Origin of the sequence: Nocardia puris, assembly GCF_036051655.1 — a bacterium.
In the GTDB taxonomy this organism is placed as follows: domain Bacteria; phylum Actinomycetota; class Actinomycetes; order Mycobacteriales; family Mycobacteriaceae; genus Nocardia; species Nocardia puris.
Genome location: NZ_CP107943.1, coordinates 2,428,945 through 2,446,616 on the forward strand (window position 1 = coordinate 2,428,945; position 17,672 = coordinate 2,446,616).

The following is a 17,672-nucleotide window of genomic DNA, read 5'->3' on the forward strand; positions in this document are numbered from 1 at the left end:
CCGCGGTCAGGCCTTGAAGTAGACCATCTGGTGGCTGGTGGCCAGCAGGGTGCCGTCGGCGCCCCACAGTTCGGCGGACTGGTCGAAGTAGCCGCCGCCGAAGCGCGAGGCGCGTGCCACGCCCAGTACCGGGCGGTCGCCCTGCGCGGCGAGGATCTCGGCGTCGGCGTGGAAGTGCACGGTGAGCGAGACGGTGCCGGCCGGCACCATCCGGCCGAGGCGCATCATGATGCGGGGCAGGAAGATATCGGCGAGCGAGGTCAGTGCCGGGAAGTCGAGCGGGCGGTGCGGCACGTCGCGCACCCAGACGGCGGTGCGGGAATTCGCGGGCTCGCCGGTGGCCATGCCCTCGGGGCCGCCCTCGGCGAATCGCATCTCGTAGTTGTGGATCCAGGCGATGGCCTCCGGGAACTGCTGCACCGGAAGGGATTCGGCGGGTGGCACGTCGGGAGCCGTGCGTTCGGCGTCGGACCAGCCGGGCTTGCGCACGCCGAAGACGGCGGTGGCGGTGGTGCTCACCTCGCCGTCGCGGCCCAGTTCCAGCGTCCAGTGCTGGGTGCTGCGGTTGGTCCGCGCGGGCCGCGCGCGCACCTCGAACTCGCCGTCGGCGATCGGCGCGGCGTAGTTCACCGTGAGCGCGACCGGATCGCCGATGCGCTCCGGGTGATCCAGCACGGCGCGCAACAGCGTCGCGGCGGTGATGCCGCCGAACGGGCCGACCATGTTGGCGTAGGCCGCGGTGGTGTGGCCCAGCAGCACACCCGGCTCGCGCGCGGTGAGCGCGGTCGCGGTGTCGAACGGATGCGGTGGGGCGATCGTGGGTGGCATGCGGCTCCTTGCGCGCTGCGGTAGGTCGAATCGGACTATACAACGAGTTGAGTATCGCCCCCGTGGGCGCGGTCGGCCCTGTGCCAGAATGCGCTGGTGGTGGGGATGCGAGCGGCGGCGGGCAGCGACATAGGGCGGCGGTACCCCGCGAACTTCGACGTGGTGCATCTGGGCGCCGATCCGCTGGTCGCGGTGGTGGCCGACGGCATGGGCGCCGGTGCGGGGAGTGCGGCAGCGGGGCGGACCGCCGTCGATCTGTTCGTGGCCGGAATCGCCGGTGCGCCAACGGGTTCCGCCCCGGATGCCGCGCGCGCTGCCGTGGCGGCGGCACAGGCGCGAGTCGGGGAGATCGGCGCGCGGCTGCGCGAACTGGCCGGGTGCACGCTGGCCGCGATGGTCGAGGCGGGCGGCGGGTACTGGCTCGTCCAGATCGGCGACTCCCGCGTGTACCGGCTGCGCGGCGAGCTGCTGGAGCTGCTCACCGTGGACCACACGATGGCGTGGCTCGGGGCGGTGCACGGCTGGTTCCCGTTCGACTCCGAACAGGCCGCCCGAGCCCGCTACCAGCTCACCCGCTACATCGGCCACCCGGACGCGCCGGAACCCGACGTGCTGAACCTGTCCGTGCGCCCCGGCGACGTGTACCTGCTGTGCACCGACGGCATCACCGACCAGGTTCCGTACGGAGTGTTGCGTGAGGTCCTGGGCGAGGTGGGTGATCCCCAGCGAGCGGTGGACCGATTGATCGCCGCGGCGTCGGCGGCGGGCGGGAGCGACAACGCGACCGCGATCGTGGTTGTCGCCGAGAGTGTTTGAGCGAGCGGCTGCCTCACCCGCACCGCTGGACTGCCAGCGCCGCGAGAGTGTCCGCGCACGCGCGCATTTCCGAGAACAGGACGTGGTGTTCGGTGTCGGGGCCGTCGCCGCGGGGGCCGAAGAGGCAGGATTCGATGCCGGCGCGGGTGAGGTGGGTGGTGTCGTTGCCGCAGAAGGAGTAGGGGAGGGCGAGGCCGGTTTCGGAGACCGTGAAGTCCGAGACGCGGGGGAGCAGGGCGGCGATGTCGTGGACCAGCGGGGAGTCGGGCGGGACGTCCATGGGCGGCATGTCGGTGCCGCCGACGCGGTGGGCCGGGTCGACGGGGTGCTCGAGGGCGAGGTCGGCGTCCGGGAAGGCGGGGCGCAGGCCGGTGAGGAAGGCGTCGAGGGCGGCGGTGACGTCGGCGGGTTCGAACGGCGGGGGATAGCGCAGGTCGATGAGGGCGGTGGCCTTGTCAGCGCAGTACGAGACGCCGGCGACATCGTGACCCTCCCCCCGGCCGGCGAGCAGACTGGCGATCTGGAGGCGCGGCAGCGGCGGGAAGTCGGGGTTGCGCAGCCCGAGGTCGGCGGTGTCGAGCCGGTCCAGAACGGCGCGGAGCACGGCGATGGCGTCGACGCCCTCGTGATGCCTGCTGGTGTGCGCGGTGCGGCCCCGCGCCACCAGCGCGAACTTGTGCACACCGGCGGTGCGGGTGATCACCCGTCGCACCGAATACGGCTCCGGCACCACCGCCGCCTCGGCCGCGAGCCCGGCGGCCAGCGCGTGCCGGGTGCCGACGCCGCCCTGCAGCTCGCCGACCACGAACTCCAGCAGGAGACCACGCCGTAGCGGTAAACCACTGCGGCGCACCATGATCGCCGCGCCGAGGATGGCTGCCAGGCCGCTCTTCATGTTGTGCAGGCCCGCACCGTAGAGCTGGTCGCCGTCGAGACGCGCGACGAACGGGTCGGCCGGGTGGTTGCGCCCGAGCGGGTCCATGTCCAGGTGGCCGTTGAACAGCAATGCGGGCGTGCCGGTTTCGGGGCCGAGCAGCCCGATGGTCTGGTGACGGCCTGGCGTCACCTCGTCCAACCATGCGGGAATGTCGTTGCGGCGCAGGATGTCACGCACGACTTCGGCGAGCGCGGTCTCCTCGCCGGTGAAGGACGGGACGGCGGTCAGCGCGGCGGCCAGCGCGATCAGTTCGTCGTCGGGCATGAGGTCGGCGCGGGCCGAGATGACCCGCGCTGTCGCGTCATTCATGTCGGCGGAACCCGATCAGCAGGACGTTGCGGTAGGCGGGTTCCCCGGGCTCGCTCGCGTCGATATCGGTGGTGTGGTGCAGGACGCGCTCGTCGTCGAAGACGTAGGAGTCCAGCGGTTCGCGCAGCTCGAACCGCGACAGCACCCGATCGGGCTCCGCGCCGTCGTAGATGGCCGATATACCGGTGCCCCGCTTGATGTTCCGCCGTTCGATGAGGTGCGCCGACCCGGCGATCAGCCCGTCGCGGTGCTTGCCCTCCGGCGCCGGGCTGCCCGGCGCGCTGATGCTCATGTAGTGCGCGTCCACCAGGCAGTGCGGCACCTCGCGGGCCGACAGCACGCCCGCGGCGGTGAGCCCGCGCGCCACCGTGGCCGCGATCCGTCCGGCGGGCGCCGTGGCGGGGTGGTCGGGAGCGATCACCCGGAAACGGCGCTCGACGCCGCCGACGAGAGTGTTGACCGCCTTCGACTGCACGTACGGCGGCGGTTCGGGCACCGGCCGCAGCACCAGGTCGGCGACGCTGAGATCGAAGAGTTGGTACGCCCGCCGCCGGTAGGTGGCGCCGTTCGGCAGCCACCGGTCGGGCTCGGTGGCATCGTGGAACGTGCGGCGCAGCACGTCGCGGTCGCGGCCGGTGAGGCCGAAGTCGGCGGCCGCGAGCCGCCAGAACGGTGAGCCCGCCGATGGCGCGGACCGGAGATCGGCGCTGATCTCGGGCACCCTGTTGTCGTTGATGGCCGGAACCCTTCCGACGGTGTGGGTCAGTACTCAGGCACGCGAGCGCGCCCACCGCCGGGTGTGGCGAACGGGCGCCGCGGCCACGAGACTAGTGGAAAGCGCGCCGCGCCGCCCGGATGCCCGCGAGCGGGGCCCGGTAACCCGCCCGCAATGTGGAGCGTCGCCGTGCAACATTTCGGCAACTCCGCGCCCTTACTGTGGCCGCAGGTGTTGTGGAGTGAGGTGAGACGTGGATCTGGACACGATCGGGGAGGTGCTGGTGGCCCGGGGCCGGGCCGACCTCGCGCGGATCGGCGGCTCGACCGGGGTGCTGGCCGGCGGCACCTCCCTCTTTTCGGAACCGCAGGAACACCTGGCCCGGCTGGTGGACATCACCCGGCTCGGCTGGGCCCCGTTCACGCGCGTGGACGACGGGCTGGAAATCGCCGCGACCTGCACACTCGAGGAGTTCGCCGGCGCCGCGCCCGGTCGCGAACTGGGAGCCGATCGGCGCTTCCCGGAGTGGCCGGGGACCGCGCTGTTCCCGCGCGCGTGCCGGGCGCTGCTGGCCTCGCACAAGATCTGGCGGACCGCGACGGTGGGCGGCAACGTGTGTCTCGCGCTGCCCGCGGGCGCGGTGCTGGGCGCGCTCACCGCGCTCGACGGCACCGCGCTGGTGTGGACGGCTTCGAGCGAGCGGCGGATTCCGTTGCGGGAGTTCGTTCTCGGTGCGGGCGTCTCGGTGCTGCAGCCCGGCGAGGTGCTGCGTTCGGTGACGATTCCCACACGGAGTCTGCTGGCGCGCACGGCGTTCCGCAAGATCGCGCTGGCTCCGCTGGGGCGCTCGAGTGCGGTGGTGATGGGCCGCACCGAAGCGGGTGGGCGCACCGCGCTGACGATCACCGCCGCGACCGCGCGACCCGTCGTGCTGGATCTCCCCGAGCCCCCGAGTGACGACGAAGTCGACGCCGCCGTGCGCGCGATCGACCCCGCGCTGTGGTTCGACGACCCGCACGGCGCACCGGACTGGCGCGCGCACGTCGCCGGGCTGCTGGCGCGCGAGGTCGCGGCGGAACTCCGGGCGGGAGGTGCGTCGTGAAGTTCGAAGTCGACGGACGGATGCTGGACGCCGATCCCCGTCCGGGCCAGTGCCTGCGCACCCTGCTGCGCGAACAGGGCGTCTTCGCGGTCAAGAAGGGCTGCGACGCGGGCGATTGCGGCGCGTGCTCGGTGCTCCTCGACGGCGCACCCGTCCACTCCTGCCTCATCCCCGCCTTCCGCGCCGCCGACCGCGCCGTCACCACCGCCACCGGACTCGGCACTCCGGAGGACCCGCATCCGGTGCAGCGGAAGTTACTGGCGGAGAACGGCTTCCAATGCGGTTTCTGCACGGCGGGGATGGTCGTCACGGCGGCGGGCCTCGGCTGTGGCACCGGCTCCGAGCCGGACGCGGCGGAGCTGCCGGAACTGATGAAGGGAAACCTGTGCCGCTGCACGGGATATCGGCCGATCTTGGCGGCGCTGGGTAGCGGGGGTGATGTGCCGGGTGAGACCGGATGCGAGCACGATGAACGCCGGGCGGCGCCGTCGGGTGCGCCGGACTCGGCGACGTCTGGGGCGGGTGCCGCGCCCGGGGCGGGTGTCGCAGGCCGGGCCGGTGCCCAATTCGGCGCACCCGCCGGACCCCGAATCGTCACGGGCACCGAACCTTTCACTATGGACACCGGCGTCGGCGGCCCCGGCGAGCCGCCCACCGAGCCGCTGCACATCGCGGTGCTCCCCAGTCCGCACCCGCACGCGCGGATCGTCTCGATCGACACCTCCGCCGCCGAGGCGATCGACGGGGTGCGGGCGGTGCTCACCCACGCCGACGCCCCGGACATTCCCTTCTCGACGGCGCGGCATGAGTTGCGCACCGACGATCCGGACGACACCTACGTGCTCGACCGCGTGGTGCGGTTCGCCGGGCAGCGGGTGGCGGCCGTGGTCGCGGACACCCTCGACATCGCGCGCGCCGGGTGCCGGGCACTGCGGGTGGAGTACGAGATCCTGCCCGCCGTCTTCGATCCCGAACTCGCCTACGCCGAGGACGCGCCGAAACTGCACGGCGACAAACCGGATTCGGCCCGTATCGCCGATCCCGGGCGCAATCTGGTCGCCGAACTACACGGCGAAGTGGGCGATATCGAAGCCGGGCTGGCCGCCGCCGCGAAAGTGGTGCGCGGGGTGTGGCATTCGCCGCGCGCCCAGCACGTCCACCTCGAAACCCACGGCGGCACCGGCTGGCTGGACGCCGACGGCCGGCTCGTCGTGCGGTGCAGCACGCAGGTTCCGTTCCTGGTGCGCGACGAGCTGTGCCACCTGTTCGGACTGCCGCGCGACCGCGTGCGGGTGATCGCGGCCCGCGTGGGCGGCGGTTTTGGCGCCAAACAGGAGATGCTGGTCGAAGACCTCCTCGCGCTCGCCGTCCTGCGCACCGGCCGGCCCGTGCGCTACGAGTACACGCGCGGCGACGAATTCACCTCCGCCACCAGCAGACATCCCATGCGGGTGGCCGTCACGGCGGGCGCCGACGCCGCGGGCGTGCTCACCGCGCTCGCCGTGGACGTGCTGTCCGACGCGGGCGCGTACGGCAACCACAGTCCCGGCGTGATGTTCCACGGCGTCGGGGAATCCGTCGAGGTGTACCGGTGCGCGAACAAGCGCGTGGACGCACGCGCGGTCTACACCAACAACATTCCCTCCGGCGCGTTCCGCGGCTACGGGCTCGGCCAACTCATCTTCGGCATCGAGAGCGCCCTCGACGAACTGGCGCGCGAACTCGGCATCGAACCCTTCGAATTCCGCAGGCGCAACGTCGTGGTCCCGGGCGATCAGTTCGTCGGCGCGCACGTGAACGACGGCGATATGGTCTTCGGCAGCTACGGCCTGGACCAGTGCCTCGACCTCGCCGAAGCCGCACTGCGGCGCGGAAACGGCGTCGCACCACCGGGTCCGGACTGGCGCACCGGCGAGGGTATGGCCGTGTCGATGATCGCGACCATCCCGCCGCGCGGCCACCGCGGCCACGCCGTCGCGGCGCTGCGCTCGGGTGGTCACTACGAAATCTCCTTCGGCACCGCTGAATTCGGCAACGGCACCACCACCGTGCACGCCCAGTTGGCCGCCGACGCCCTGCGCACCGACGCCGACCGCATCGCGCTGCGCCAATCCGACACCGACCTGATCGAGTACGACACGGGCGCGTTCGGCTCCACCGGAATCGTGGTGGCGGGCAAGGCCACCCACGCCGCCGCGCTCGCGCTGCGCGACGCGATCGAACGCCGTGCCGCCCGGCGCACCGGAATCCCGCGCGGCGACTGCGTGCTCGAGCGCGACGGCGTGCGCTGCGGAGAAGAACTCCTGAGCCTGTCCGAGCTGGCGGCCGAAGGCGACCTCGTGGAGCACGGCGCGCACGCGGGCAGCCCCCGGTCGGTGAGCTTCAACGTGCACGCCGTGCGCGTCGCGGTGCACCCGCCGACCGGCACCGTGCGCATCCTTCAGTCGATCCAGGCCGCCGACGCGGGCACGGTGCTCAACCCGGCCCAGTGCCGCGGACAGGTGGAAGGCGGTGTGGCGCAGGCCGTCGGGACCGCGCTGTACGAGGACATGCGCGTCGACCGTGGCGTGGTCACGACACGGACTTTGCGGCACTACCACATTCCGCAGTTCGCCGATCTACCCTCGACCGAGGTCTATTTCGCCGATACCGCCGACGAACTCGGGCCGCTCGGCGCCAAGTCCATGAGCGAGTCACCGTACAACCCGGTCGCACCGGCCCTGGCCAACGCGATCCGCGACGCGGTGGGGGTGCGCATGACCGGGTTGCCGATGACGGCCGACCGGGTTTGGCGCGCCTTGCAGGAGGGAGCACCACGGTGACCGCCACACGGCTGCCGGAGAACGTCCGAGCCAGGATCGAGGCCGTGCTGGACGCGGTCGACGCCGAATTGCGCGCCCACTACCCGGGTTCCGGGGATCGCGCCCAACCCGTCCACACCGTCTACGTGCCCGCCGACCGGGTCTCGGCTGCGACACCGCGCGAATGGGGCGCCGAGGCGGTGACGCTGCTGGACAACCACCGCGACGTGCTCGACGAACTCGGCGACGATGCCTTGCCCGCGGTGCGGGAACGGTTGACCAGCGCGCCGATCCAGGATCTGCGCATCGATTTCGAGGACGGCTACGGCTTCCGCCCCGACGCCGAGGAGGACGCCGCCGCCACCGCGGCGGGCACGATCCTGGCCGAGTGGGCGAACGCCGCCGACGGACCGGCCGGATTCGGCGTCCGGATCAAGGGTTTGGGCGGCCCGGAGCGACGGCGCGCCATCCGCACCCTGGAGCTGGTGCTCGACGCGCTGGACGGCGTTCCGGACGGATTCGTGTTCACCGTGCCGAAGATCCGCGCGGTGCGCCAGGTTTCGGCGTTGGCGGCGCTGTGCGAAGGGCTGGAGCGCGGCTCCGGATTGCCCGCCGGGTCGCTGCGGTTCGAGTTGCAGATCGAGAGCCCGCAGGCGGTGATCGCGGCGGACGGCACGGTGCCCGTCGCGGCGATGATCAGCGCCGCCGGAACCCGCTGCCACGGACTGCATTTCGGCACCTACGACTACACGGCCGCATGCGGGGTAGCCGCACCAGACCAAGCGCTGGACCACCCGGCGGCCGATTTCGCCAAGGCCGTCATGCAGGTCGCGGCCGCGCAGACCGGAGTGTGGGTGTGCGACGGCTCCACGCAGATCGTGCCCGACTCCGATCCCGAAGCGGCACTGCGCAATCACCACCGGCTGGTCGAGCGCGCCCTGCGGCGCGGTTACTACCAGGGCTGGGACATGCACCCCGGCCACCTGGTCACCCGCTGGTTGGCGACCTACCAGTTCTTCCGCGCGGCGATCGACGTCGCCACACCCCGCCTGCGCGCCTACGTGGCCCGCAACCAGGACCCGGCCGGTGTGCTCGACGAACCGGCCACCGCCGAGGCGCTGGCGGCGACCGTACTGCGCGGCCTGCGCTGCGGGGCGCGCACGGAGGCGGAATTGGCCACGGCGGCACCGGAACTCACGACGGAGGTGTTGCGCGCCCTGGTGGCGCGCAAGCCGGTCGGGCGGACCTGAGAGATGAGGAGACGGAATGGATGACTGGAGCGGGCGGCCCGAGGATTTCACGCTCCTGCCCGACCTGGCCGTCCGCCCGCTGGGCGGTTCGGTGATCTGGGCGAACGACGAGTTCTTCGCCGAGAAGGAGAATCTGATCAACCCCGGCCCGGCCGAGCACCGCACGGCCACGTTCGGGCACAAGGGCCAGATCTACGACGGCTGGGAGACCAGGCGGCGGCGCGGGGTGCCCGGCGAGGACAGCGCCATCGTGCGGCTCGGCGTGCCCGGCGTGATCCGCGGGATCGTGGTGGACACCGCCTGGTTCACCGGCAATTACCCGCCGGCGGTGTCGGTGTCGGCGCTCGAGATCGAGGGGTATCCGCCCGCCGTCGATATCGCCGCGCGCACCGACTGGGTGCCGCTGGTGGAGCACGCGCCCGTCGCGGGCGACAGCCGCAATCCGTTCGCCATCGACAGTGAAAAGCGCTGGACCCATGTCAAACTCACCATGCACCCCGACGGCGGTATCGCCCGGCTGCGGGTGCACGGCGAGGGCAGGCCCGATCCGGAGCTGCTCGGCCTCGGGCCGCTGGACCTGGCGGCGCTGGAGAACGGCGCCCTGGTGCTGGACTGCTCCAACCGCTTCTACAGCTCGCCCAACCAGATCCTCTACCCCGGCCTGGCGCGGCGCATGGGCGACGGCTGGGAGACCTCGCGCCGCCGCGACGACGGCAACGACTGGGTGCGCATCCGCCTGGCCGGACCGGGCCTGATCCGGCTCGCCGAGATCGACACCTCCTACTTCCTCGGCAACAGCCCCGGCTCCGCGCGGCTGAGCGGCCGCACCGCCGACGGCACCGACCTCGAACTGCTGCCCCGCACCGACCTGCTGCCCGACACCAGGCACCGGTTCGCGGTGCCGCCCGCGGCGGCCTCGGTGGAGGAGGTGCGCCTGGACATCTACCCCGACGGCGGGCTGGCGCGGCTGCGCCTCTACGGGGAGCTGGGCGGATGAGGGATTTCGTCGGCTACGGGCCCACGCCGCCCGACCCGCGCTGGCCGGGCGGGGCGAAGATCGCCGTGCAGTTCGTGCTGAACTACGAGGAGGGCGGGGAGAACAGCGTCCTCGACGGCGACCCGCACGCCGAGACGTTCCTGTCGGAAATCGTTCCGGCCGAGCCCTTTCCGAACCGCCACATGAGCATGGAGTCGCTGTACGAGTACGGCTCGCGGGCCGGATTGTGGCGCGTGCTGCGGGTTTTCGAGCGGCGCGGTCTGCCGCTGACGATCTTCGCGGTGGCCAGGGCCATGCAGCGCAACCCCGAGGCGGTGTCGGCCTTCCTCGAGCTCGGGCACGAGATCGCCTCGCACGGCTTGCGCTGGAAGTCCTACCAGCTCAGCGATATCGAGACCGAGCGCGCGCACATGGCCGAGGCCGTGCGGGTACTCACCGAGCTGACCGGCACCCCGCCGCGCGGCTGGTACACCGGCCGCGACTCCCCGCACACGCGCGAATTGGTGGTCGAGCACGGCGGTTTCGTCTACGACTCCGATTCCTACGCCGACGATCTGCCCTACTGGGTGCGCGTCGGCGAGCGGGACCACCTGGTGGTGCCCTACACCCTCGACACCAACGACATGCGGTTCTCCTCCCCGGCCGGATTCCCCAGCGGCGACCAGTTCTTCGCGCACCTGCGCGACGCGTTCGACGTGCTGTACCGGGAGGGTGCGGAGGGCAGCCCGAAGATGCTCTCGGTGGGCCTGCACTGCCGTCTGGTCGGACGGCCGGCGCGCACGGCGGCGCTGGAACGGTTCCTCGACCACATCCAGGCGCGCGAGGGCGTGTGGATCACCCGCCGCATCGACATCGCCGAACACTGGCGCGCGGAGCACCCCGCGACGGGCGCCTGACCACACCACAATCCGGGGGTTGTCCGCCGCCGCCCGCGCGCTTAACGTTCCCTCCAGGCACAACGGAGGGAAATGATCATGTTCCAAATTCGAACGATGGCGCGCGCGACGGTGGCCGCGGGCATCGTGGGCGCGGCGGTTCTGTCGGGGAGCGGGATGGCCGCGGCCGCGCCCGCCGCCGAACCACCGCGGGCCGAGGCCATCGAATGCCGCCCGGACACGGCGTACCTGCTGAGCTGCTTCCTCGAGGCGCTCACGCTCGGCTCGTCGTCGCTGTCGGCGAAGTAGGCCGTTCGTCCCGCCGCCGGTTGGTCGTCGGGAACAACCGGGCCGAGCGGGACGAACGCGCGGCGCCCCCGCGATCCTTTTCTGGGGTCGCGGGGGCGTCGTGTTCGATCAGGCGGGGGCGTTCAGGCGCAGGAACACCGTCTCGCCGGTGTTGTCCTCGGTGCCGTCGTTGTCGGTGACCACGTACAGCGTGCCGTCGCTCAACGCCATGCCCTCGACCTTCTCCTGCACCCAGCCGTTGGTGGCGCGCAGTTCCGCAAGCAGGTCCACGGCAAGGGTTTTGGGCAGCACGGTGGGCGGCGTGGCCGCGTCGGTGACGCCGTCGCCCGCCGGTATCGCCACCCGGTATACGGCCTTCACCCGCGCGCGCGGGCCGCTCAACTTGTCGCGCTCGAGCACCAGCAGCGAGTCGCCGTCCACCACGATCTCCGAGACGCCGAGCCAATCCCCCTCGGTGTCGGTGGTCTCCAGTTGGTAGCCGAACCACTGCCAGGTGCCGTCGGCCGGAGAGTACCTGCCGATCCTGGTGATGCCCTTCGGGTCCGACTTCAGCTCGCGCTGCAGCACCACCCAGACGGTCTCGTCCGCACCGGACCCCTGCACGGCTACGCCTTCGAGACCCTGCGCGCCGAGTTGGCCCGAGATATCGGCGGGCAGCGCGACGCGCTTGTCGATCGCGCCGGTCGCCGAGACCTGGACCAGCTGGTTCTGCGGGCCCTCTTTGCCCTCGACGGCCAGGTAGAAGCCGCCGTCCGCGCGGGCCGCCAGACCCTCGACATCGAGAGCGACCGGCTCGCCGTTCTCGGTGATCGGTATCTCGGTGTCGATCACAGCGGGTCGGGTGGACACGTCCACGCCGAGGACGCGGGAAGGGCCGAAAGCGTCGTCGGTGGCGGTGTAGAGCCGATCGGCCGCTGCCGGGTCGGCGCTGAGCGCACCCAGCGCGCCCCAGCCGATCGGGGCGCCGTCGGCGTCGGCGGAGACGATGGAGGGGTAGCCGGGCGCTCCCGAGCCGGCGAACTCGTCACCATAGCCGTAGATGTTGACCGCTGCGCGCATGCCGATCTCGGCGTCGTCCAGTTCGGTGGAGATGACCAGCAGATCGCGCGAGGGGACGGGGAGAATGCCCTCCGGACCGATGGTCGTGGGCAACAGCTGGCGGAACACCGGCGAAGTCGGGTCCGAGACATCGTACACCGCAACGAAATTGCTGCGTTCGGAGCCCATCAGCAGCACCGGGGTGCCGTCGAGTTCGGTCACCGCGAGTCCTTCCGGTTCGGGCCCCTTCTTGCCCGCGCGACTCTCGATGTGCATACCGCTGCGCACCGCGAGGCGCTCGAACTCGTCGCCCGCGTCCCACACCACCTCGCCGGTGCGTGCGTCGAACACGCTCCAGCCACGGGTGCCGCCCTTCCAGTCGCCCTCGTTGGCGGTGACCAGGTGATCGTCGCCGATCCAGCCGATGGCGTCGGGTTCACGGGGCAGATCGGTGATCGCACCGGATTGGTCGATCGTGCCGTCGTCCTCGGTGTCGATGCCGCTCACCGACGCCGTGCCCGCCGAGAAGATCGAACGCACCGTCGCGGTCGCGGCGTCGATGATCGCGATGCCGTTGTTCTCCTGCAAGGTCACCGCGACCTCGCCGCGCCCGTTGAAGCTGACGTACTCCGGCTCCAGATCCTGCGGCGTGTCCAGTCCAGCGGCGGCGGCCTGTGCTTCGTCGAACCGCACGGCTTGCGCCGACCAATCCTGCGGTGCGCCATCCAGTTTCAGGATCTGCACGAAACCGGTCGGCGGCTGCGGGAGATCGCCCTCCTCGCGGCCCTCGGGGGTGAACTCCTCGTCGCGCTGGTTCTCGATCGCGATCGCGGCCAGCTTGCCGTCTGCGCTCACGGCGATCGAATCCGGTTGGCCGCCGAGGTCGATGCTGTGCACCTTGGTGCGGTCGCTCACCCGGACCACGTCCACCCGGCCCGACGGCGCGGCGAAATTCCCACCGCTGCTGTCGATCACGACGAGCACGTGGTCGCCGACCACCGCCACCGACGTGGGCTGGTCGTCGGCGTTGCCGAGCTGGGCCAGCGACAACGTGCCCGCGCCCACCGGGTTCGACGGATCGCTCAGGTCCACGAAGCCGATCCGCTTGCCCGGCGCGTCGGTGTAGACGAGCGTCTCGCCGTCCTCGGTGACGGCGGAGATCTCCGCGACCGTCTCCTCACTCGGATCGACGCCGTCGGGCCGGTTCTCGAACACCGGGTAGGTGGCGAGCCGGTGGTAGCTGCTCGACGGGTCGTGCTCCCAGCCCGCGGGTGCGGGCGGCGCGCCCGCACCCTCGTCGTCGCTGCCGCACGCGGCCACGGCGGTGACCGTCACCGCCGCGATCGCGGCGCCGAGCCACCTTCGCCTCATCCTGGCCATCGTCGGCCCCTTCCTCACTCGACTCGCGTTCCCGCCGGGGCGGGAACGCGGCGAGCCTGGTGCAACGGGGTGACGCGAGCGTGACGCGCGGGTGAATCGGCCGGGACGGCTCGGCTGCGGATCAGGACTCGAACAGACTCCGCACGAACGGCAGCGAATCGGGCAGCGAGGCGTTCACGGCGCCGCTGTGGTCCTCGTCGTAGGTGTGCAGCACGACCGGTTCGCCGTTCGCTTGCAGCTTCGCCGCGAACGCGAGGGTGGCCGGGGTGATCACATCGGTGTCGCGCAGGCCCTGGCCGAGGAACACCGGACGGTCGTAGCCGGACTCGGGCAGCGCCATGGTGCGCGACAGGATGCCGCGCAGATCGGGGATCTGCGCCAGCGGACGGGTGAACATCTCGCCCAGCACCACGTTGTTCGCCGACAGTTCCTCGCCGAACTCGTCGATGCAGGCGGTGCGCCCGCGCTCGAGCCAGGTGCGGCCCTCCTCGGTCAGGTACGACTCCACCGCGAGCTCCGGGTGGGTGGTGCGCAGGCCGTTGAGGATGTAGAAGACGTAGGCGGTGCTGTGCGGACCCAGTTCCATGGGCGGCATGCCGGGGCCGAGCGGCAGCAGGATGTCCTCGATGTAGGCGGGCACGCCGGTGCCGACCGCGCCGCGGTAGTCGAGTTCGGGGCCGCCGAACTCGGTGGCGTAGCGGGCGGTGAAGACCGCCGCGCCGCCGCCCTGCGACTGCCCGACCACGGCCCACTTGTTCGACAGCTCGGGGTATTGCCGGGTCGCCGCCTTCACCGCGTCGACGACGTTGTGCGCCTCGACCTTGCCGTTCAGGTAGGGATGCTCGCCCGGTGTGCCCAGGCCCGCGTAGTCGGCGGCCACCACGGCGTAGCCCTCGTTCAGCCACGTGCCCAGGTAGGTCCAGTCCCGTTCGACGGCCGAGGGGCCCACGACGCTGTAGGCGCAGTCGTCGCCGATGCCGACGGTGCCGTGCGCCCACGCGATCACCGGCCAGCCGCCCTCGGGCGCCTCGCCGGCCGGGAAGTAGACGGCCGCGCTCGCGGTGGTGGGCGCCTCGCCCACGGTGGTGGACTCGTAGAGCAGCCGGGCGCCGCGCGCCGCGTCGGGCGGCGTGGCCACCGCGGCCAGCGGTCCCACCGAAGTCACCGCGCCGGGGGCGGCGCTCGCGGCGGCCGGATGCAGCAGGACGGTCGCACAGGCCACGGCCGCGGCGACGCACAGTTTCCGCATGGGACTCCGTTCGGTACGTGGAGCGGTCCTCCCGACAAGTTGGACGACCGCTCGAGATTTGGCTCCTCGCTCGAGTCTGCCGCATCGGCCCGGTCCGGCGTGGCGCGGCCCACACGCGCGGGCGGGGGCAGGGCTGTGAATCGACTCACAACCCCGCGCGCACGGGCGTGTCGATCCCGGGGTGCCGCGCGATCGCAAACAGTACGAGCGTTACGCTGAAACCGCACGTCAGGGCTACCCGTCGGTAGATTGCCGCCGTGCAATTCGCCCGCAAATTTCGCAGAGTTAGCAAAGTTGTTGCGAAACCTAGCTCGATTTCACAGTAGCAACAGGTAGACGGCTATTTCCTGGTGTGCAATCGTGTGGAAGTACACCCCATGGGCCTAGCAAGCCTGCGAATCGCCGCCCCAGCAGTTTTCCGTTGCGCGGTGCGGCACATCGACCGAACAGAGAAGTGGAGTCAGAGATGTCGACAGTCGGCACCCCGAAGACCGCTGCGGAGATCCAGCAGGATTGGGACACCAACCCGCGCTGGAAGGGCATCACCCGTAACTACACCGCGGAACAGGTGGTGGCGCTGCAGGGCACCGTCGTCGAGGAGCACACGCTCGCCCGCCGCGGCTCGGAGATCCTGTGGGATCTCGTCAATAACGAGGACTACATCAACTCCCTCGGCGCCCTCACCGGCAACCAGGCGGTCCAGCAGGTCCGCGCCGGCCTCAAGGCCATCTACCTGTCCGGTTGGCAGGTCGCCGGCGACGCGAACCTCTCCGGCCACACCTACCCGGACCAGTCGCTGTACCCGGCCAACTCGGTCCCGCAGATCGTGCGCCGCATCAATAACGCGCTGCTGCGCGCCGACGAGATCGCCAAGGTCGAGGGTGACACCTCGGTCGAGAACTGGCTCGCCCCGATCGTCGCCGACGGCGAGGCCGGCTTCGGTGGCGCCCTCAATGTCTACGAGCTGCAGAAGGCCATGATCGCGGCCGGCGTCGCCGGTTCGCACTGGGAGGACCAGCTGGCCTCGGAGAAGAAGTGCGGCCACCTCGGTGGCAAGGTGCTCATCCCCACCCAGCAGCACATCCGCACCCTGACCTCGGCCCGCCTGGCCGCCGACGTCGCCGGCGTGCCCACCGTGGTCATCGCCCGCACCGACGCCGAGGCCGCGACCCTGCTGACCACCGACGTGGACGAGCGCGACCGCGAGTTCCTGGACGGCACCCGCACCGCCGAGGGCTTCTTCGGTGTGAAGAACGGCATCGAGCCCTGCATCGCCCGCGCCAAGGCCTACGCGCCCTACTCCGACCTCATCTGGATGGAGACCGGCGTGCCGGACCTCGAGGTCGCCCGCAAGTTCGCCGAGGCCGTTCGCGGCGAGTTCCCGGACCAGCTGCTGGCCTACAACTGCTCGCCCTCCTTCAACTGGAAGGCGCACCTGGACGACGCGACCATCGCGAAGTTCCAGCGTGAGCTCGGCGCGATGGGCTTCAAGTTCCAGTTCATCACCCTGGCCGGCTTCCACTCGCTCAACTACGGCATGTTCGACCTGGCGCACGGCTACGCCCGCGAGGGCATGACCGCGTTCGTCGACCTGCAGGAGCGCGAGTTCAAGGCCGCCGCCGAGCGTGGCTTCACCGCCATCAAGCACCAGCGCGAGGTCGGTGCCGGCTACTTCGACACCATCGCCACCACCGTCGACCCGAACACCTCGACGGCCGCCCTGAAGGGCTCCACCGAAGAAGGCCAGTTCCACTGAGCCCCTTCGCGTGACGGGTGGGGTGCGGCCGTGAAACCGCACCCCGCGCGCACCGGGTGTCGCCTCGGGAAGAGAGGTTCCCGAACGTGAATACCGGCAATCCTCTACTCAGGTAGGGGTGTACCGCCCTCCCCCGCTGAACAGCCCCGGCGGGGGAGGGCATCCCTATACCTTGGACATCGTCCAAACCCCAGCCACCCCAGAGCCAGACCAACCCAGCAGGAGCGGGACGTGAGCAGCGAGAAGATTCAGCGCGTCGGCATCATCGGCGCCGGACAGATGGGTGCCGGAATCGCGGAGGTGTGCGCCCGCGCGCACGTCGACGTGCTCGTCTACGAACAGACCAGGGAACTAGCCGCCGCCGGGCGCGCCCGCATCCTGCGCTCGCTCGACCGCGGCGTGAGCAGCGGCAAGATCACCGAACGCGAGCGGGAACAGGCCGCCTGGCGCCTGCGCTTCACCTCCGATCTGGGCGACTTCGCCGACCGCCAGCTGGTGGTCGAGGCCGTGCTGGAGAACGAAGAGGTCAAGACCTCCATCTTCGCCGAGCTCGACAAGGTCGTCACCGACCCCGACGCCGTGCTGGCCTCCAACACCTCCTCCATCCCGATCATGAAGATCGCGGTCGCCACCGCCAACCCCGAGCGGGTCGTCGGCATGCACTTCTTCAACCCGGTGCCGGTGCTGCCGCTGGTCGAGCTGGTCACCACGCTCAAGACCAGCGAGTCGGTGTCGGCGCGCGCCGAGGCCTTCGCCGGCGACGTGCTCGGCAAGCAGGTCGTGCGCTCGGCCGACCGCTCCGGCTTCGTGGTCAACGCCCTGCTGGTGCCCTACCTGCTCTCGGCCATCCGCATGGTCGAGTCCGGTTTCGCCACCAAGGAGGACGTGGACAAGGCCATGGTGCTCGGCTGTGCCCACCCGATGGGCCCGCTGGCGCTGACCGACCTGGTCGGCCTCGACACCGTCAAGTCCATCGCCGACTCGATGTACGCCGAGTTCAAGGAGCCGCTGTACTCCGCCCCGCCGCTGCTGATGCGCATGGTCGAGGCGGGCCTGCTCGGCAAGAAGACCGGCGCGGGTTTCTACCAGTACAAGAAGTAGTGAGCGGCGCGCGGACGCGCGTTGTGACAGGCGGCCCCGATGCCCGAGCGAGGTGCCCGCGCGAGGAGCGCGGACCTGGTCGGCGCGGGGTCGCTCGCTTCCTCCGGGCCGCACCGGGCCGACGGGTATGGTCGGTTCCGGATCCCGCACGGCACGGGCCATAAGGTGCAATACGGCTGGGTAGCGTGATCGAAAAGGAGTTCTCGCGC

Annotated in this window: 14 protein-coding genes; 9 read left to right on the forward strand and 5 right to left on the reverse strand. The window is 71.0% G+C overall.

Annotation, left to right across the window (positions count from 1 at the left end):
- Positions 1-6: 6 nt before the first annotated feature.
- Positions 7-828 (reverse strand): acyl-CoA thioesterase, encoded by an 822-nt coding sequence (locus tag OHB21_RS10885; RefSeq protein ID WP_195124610.1) that lies wholly within the window; start codon positions 826-828, stop codon positions 7-9.
- Positions 829-933: 105 nt separating this feature from the next.
- Between OHB21_RS10885 and OHB21_RS10890 the strand changes: the two genes are divergently transcribed.
- Positions 934-1,644 (forward strand): PP2C family protein-serine/threonine phosphatase, encoded by a 711-nt coding sequence (locus OHB21_RS10890; RefSeq protein WP_195124863.1) that lies wholly within the window; start codon positions 934-936, stop codon positions 1,642-1,644.
- Positions 1,645-1,657: 13 nt separating this feature from the next.
- On the opposite strand, the gene OHB21_RS10895 is transcribed toward OHB21_RS10890, so the two are convergent.
- Both OHB21_RS10895 and OHB21_RS10900 read right to left on the reverse strand, forming a co-directional pair.
- Positions 1,658-2,890, reverse strand: a complete 1,233-nt coding sequence (locus tag OHB21_RS10895) for a M20 family metallopeptidase (RefSeq protein ID WP_067505808.1) — start codon at positions 2,888-2,890, stop codon at positions 1,658-1,660.
- Positions 2,883-3,611, reverse strand: a complete 729-nt coding sequence (locus OHB21_RS10900; protein WP_195124611.1) for a 2OG-Fe dioxygenase family protein — start codon at positions 3,609-3,611, stop codon at positions 2,883-2,885. Before OHB21_RS10900 ends, OHB21_RS10895 begins: the two co-directional genes overlap by 8 nt.
- Before the next feature lie 247 nt (positions 3,612-3,858).
- Between OHB21_RS10900 and OHB21_RS10905 the strand changes: the two genes are divergently transcribed.
- The 6 genes from OHB21_RS10905 to OHB21_RS10930 all read left to right on the forward strand — a co-directional run bounded on the left by OHB21_RS10905 (position 3,859) and on the right by OHB21_RS10930 (position 10,939).
- A complete protein-coding gene (locus OHB21_RS10905) occupies positions 3,859-4,707 on the forward strand; it encodes an FAD binding domain-containing protein (protein WP_195124612.1) in 849 nt (282 codons plus the stop codon).
- The gene (locus tag OHB21_RS10910; RefSeq protein ID WP_195126397.1) at positions 4,704-7,529 is read left to right on the forward strand and encodes a molybdopterin-dependent oxidoreductase; all 2,826 of its coding nucleotides are present in this window, start codon (positions 4,704-4,706) and stop codon (positions 7,527-7,529) included. The genes OHB21_RS10905 and OHB21_RS10910 overlap by 4 nt, the downstream gene beginning before the upstream one ends.
- Positions 7,526-8,758, forward strand: coding sequence for a DUF6986 family protein (locus OHB21_RS10915; protein ID WP_195124614.1), 1,233 nt, complete (start codon positions 7,526-7,528; stop codon positions 8,756-8,758). Before OHB21_RS10910 ends, OHB21_RS10915 begins: the two co-directional genes overlap by 4 nt.
- Before the next feature lie 16 nt (positions 8,759-8,774).
- Complete coding sequence (alc, locus tag OHB21_RS10920) at positions 8,775-9,755, forward strand: allantoicase (RefSeq protein WP_195124615.1); 981 nt, start codon at positions 8,775-8,777, stop codon at positions 9,753-9,755.
- A complete protein-coding gene (gene puuE, locus OHB21_RS10925) occupies positions 9,752-10,651 on the forward strand; it encodes an allantoinase PuuE (RefSeq protein WP_067505833.1) in 900 nt (299 codons plus the stop codon). Before alc ends, puuE begins: the two co-directional genes overlap by 4 nt.
- A 78-nt stretch (positions 10,652-10,729) precedes the next feature.
- Positions 10,730-10,939: a hypothetical protein gene (locus OHB21_RS10930; RefSeq protein WP_147265839.1), complete on the forward strand. Its 210-nt coding sequence runs from the start codon at positions 10,730-10,732 to the stop codon at positions 10,937-10,939.
- 108 nt (positions 10,940-11,047) lie between these two features.
- Here OHB21_RS10930 and OHB21_RS10935 read toward each other — a convergent pair whose 3' ends face one another.
- Positions 11,048-13,357 carry an esterase-like activity of phytase family protein gene (locus OHB21_RS10935; protein WP_195124616.1) on the reverse strand — a complete coding sequence of 770 codons (2,310 nt, stop codon included), beginning with the start codon at positions 13,355-13,357 and terminating at the stop codon, positions 11,048-11,050.
- Positions 13,358-13,478: 121 nt separating this feature from the next.
- Positions 13,479-14,606, reverse strand: coding sequence for an alpha/beta hydrolase family protein (locus OHB21_RS10940; protein WP_067505844.1), 1,128 nt, complete (start codon positions 14,604-14,606; stop codon positions 13,479-13,481).
- Between the two features lie 466 nt (positions 14,607-15,072).
- Here OHB21_RS10940 and aceA point away from each other — a divergent pair, with 466 nt between their 5' ends.
- Positions 15,073-16,362, forward strand: a complete 1,290-nt coding sequence (gene aceA / locus OHB21_RS10945) for an isocitrate lyase (RefSeq protein WP_067505848.1) — start codon at positions 15,073-15,075, stop codon at positions 16,360-16,362.
- Between the two features lie 231 nt (positions 16,363-16,593).
- Positions 16,594-17,463, forward strand: a complete 870-nt coding sequence (locus tag OHB21_RS10950) for a 3-hydroxybutyryl-CoA dehydrogenase (RefSeq protein ID WP_067505851.1) — start codon at positions 16,594-16,596, stop codon at positions 17,461-17,463.
- Positions 17,464-17,672 lie beyond the last annotated feature (209 nt).

Bases quoted from the DNA above. Each gene is read 5' to 3' on its own strand.
- OHB21_RS10885 (WP_195124610.1), bottom strand. From the start codon at position 828: ATGCCACCCACGATCGCCCCACCGCATCCGTTCGACACCGCGACCGCG.
- OHB21_RS10890 (WP_195124863.1), top strand. From the start codon at position 934: ATGCGAGCGGCGGCGGGCAGCGACATAGGGCGGCGGTACCCCGCGAAC.
- OHB21_RS10895 (WP_067505808.1), bottom strand. From the start codon at position 2,890: ATGAATGACGCGACAGCGCGGGTCATCTCGGCCCGCGCCGACCTCATG.
- alc (WP_195124615.1), top strand. From the start codon at position 8,775: ATGGATGACTGGAGCGGGCGGCCCGAGGATTTCACGCTCCTGCCCGAC.
- puuE (WP_067505833.1), top strand. From the start codon at position 9,752: ATGAGGGATTTCGTCGGCTACGGGCCCACGCCGCCCGACCCGCGCTGG.
- OHB21_RS10930 (WP_147265839.1), top strand. From the start codon at position 10,730: ATGTTCCAAATTCGAACGATGGCGCGCGCGACGGTGGCCGCGGGCATC.
- OHB21_RS10935 (WP_195124616.1), bottom strand. From the start codon at position 13,357: ATGGCCAGGATGAGGCGAAGGTGGCTCGGCGCCGCGATCGCGGCGGTG.
- OHB21_RS10940 (WP_067505844.1), bottom strand. From the start codon at position 14,606: ATGCGGAAACTGTGCGTCGCCGCGGCCGTGGCCTGTGCGACCGTCCTG.
- aceA (WP_067505848.1), top strand. From the start codon at position 15,073: ATGTCGACAGTCGGCACCCCGAAGACCGCTGCGGAGATCCAGCAGGAT.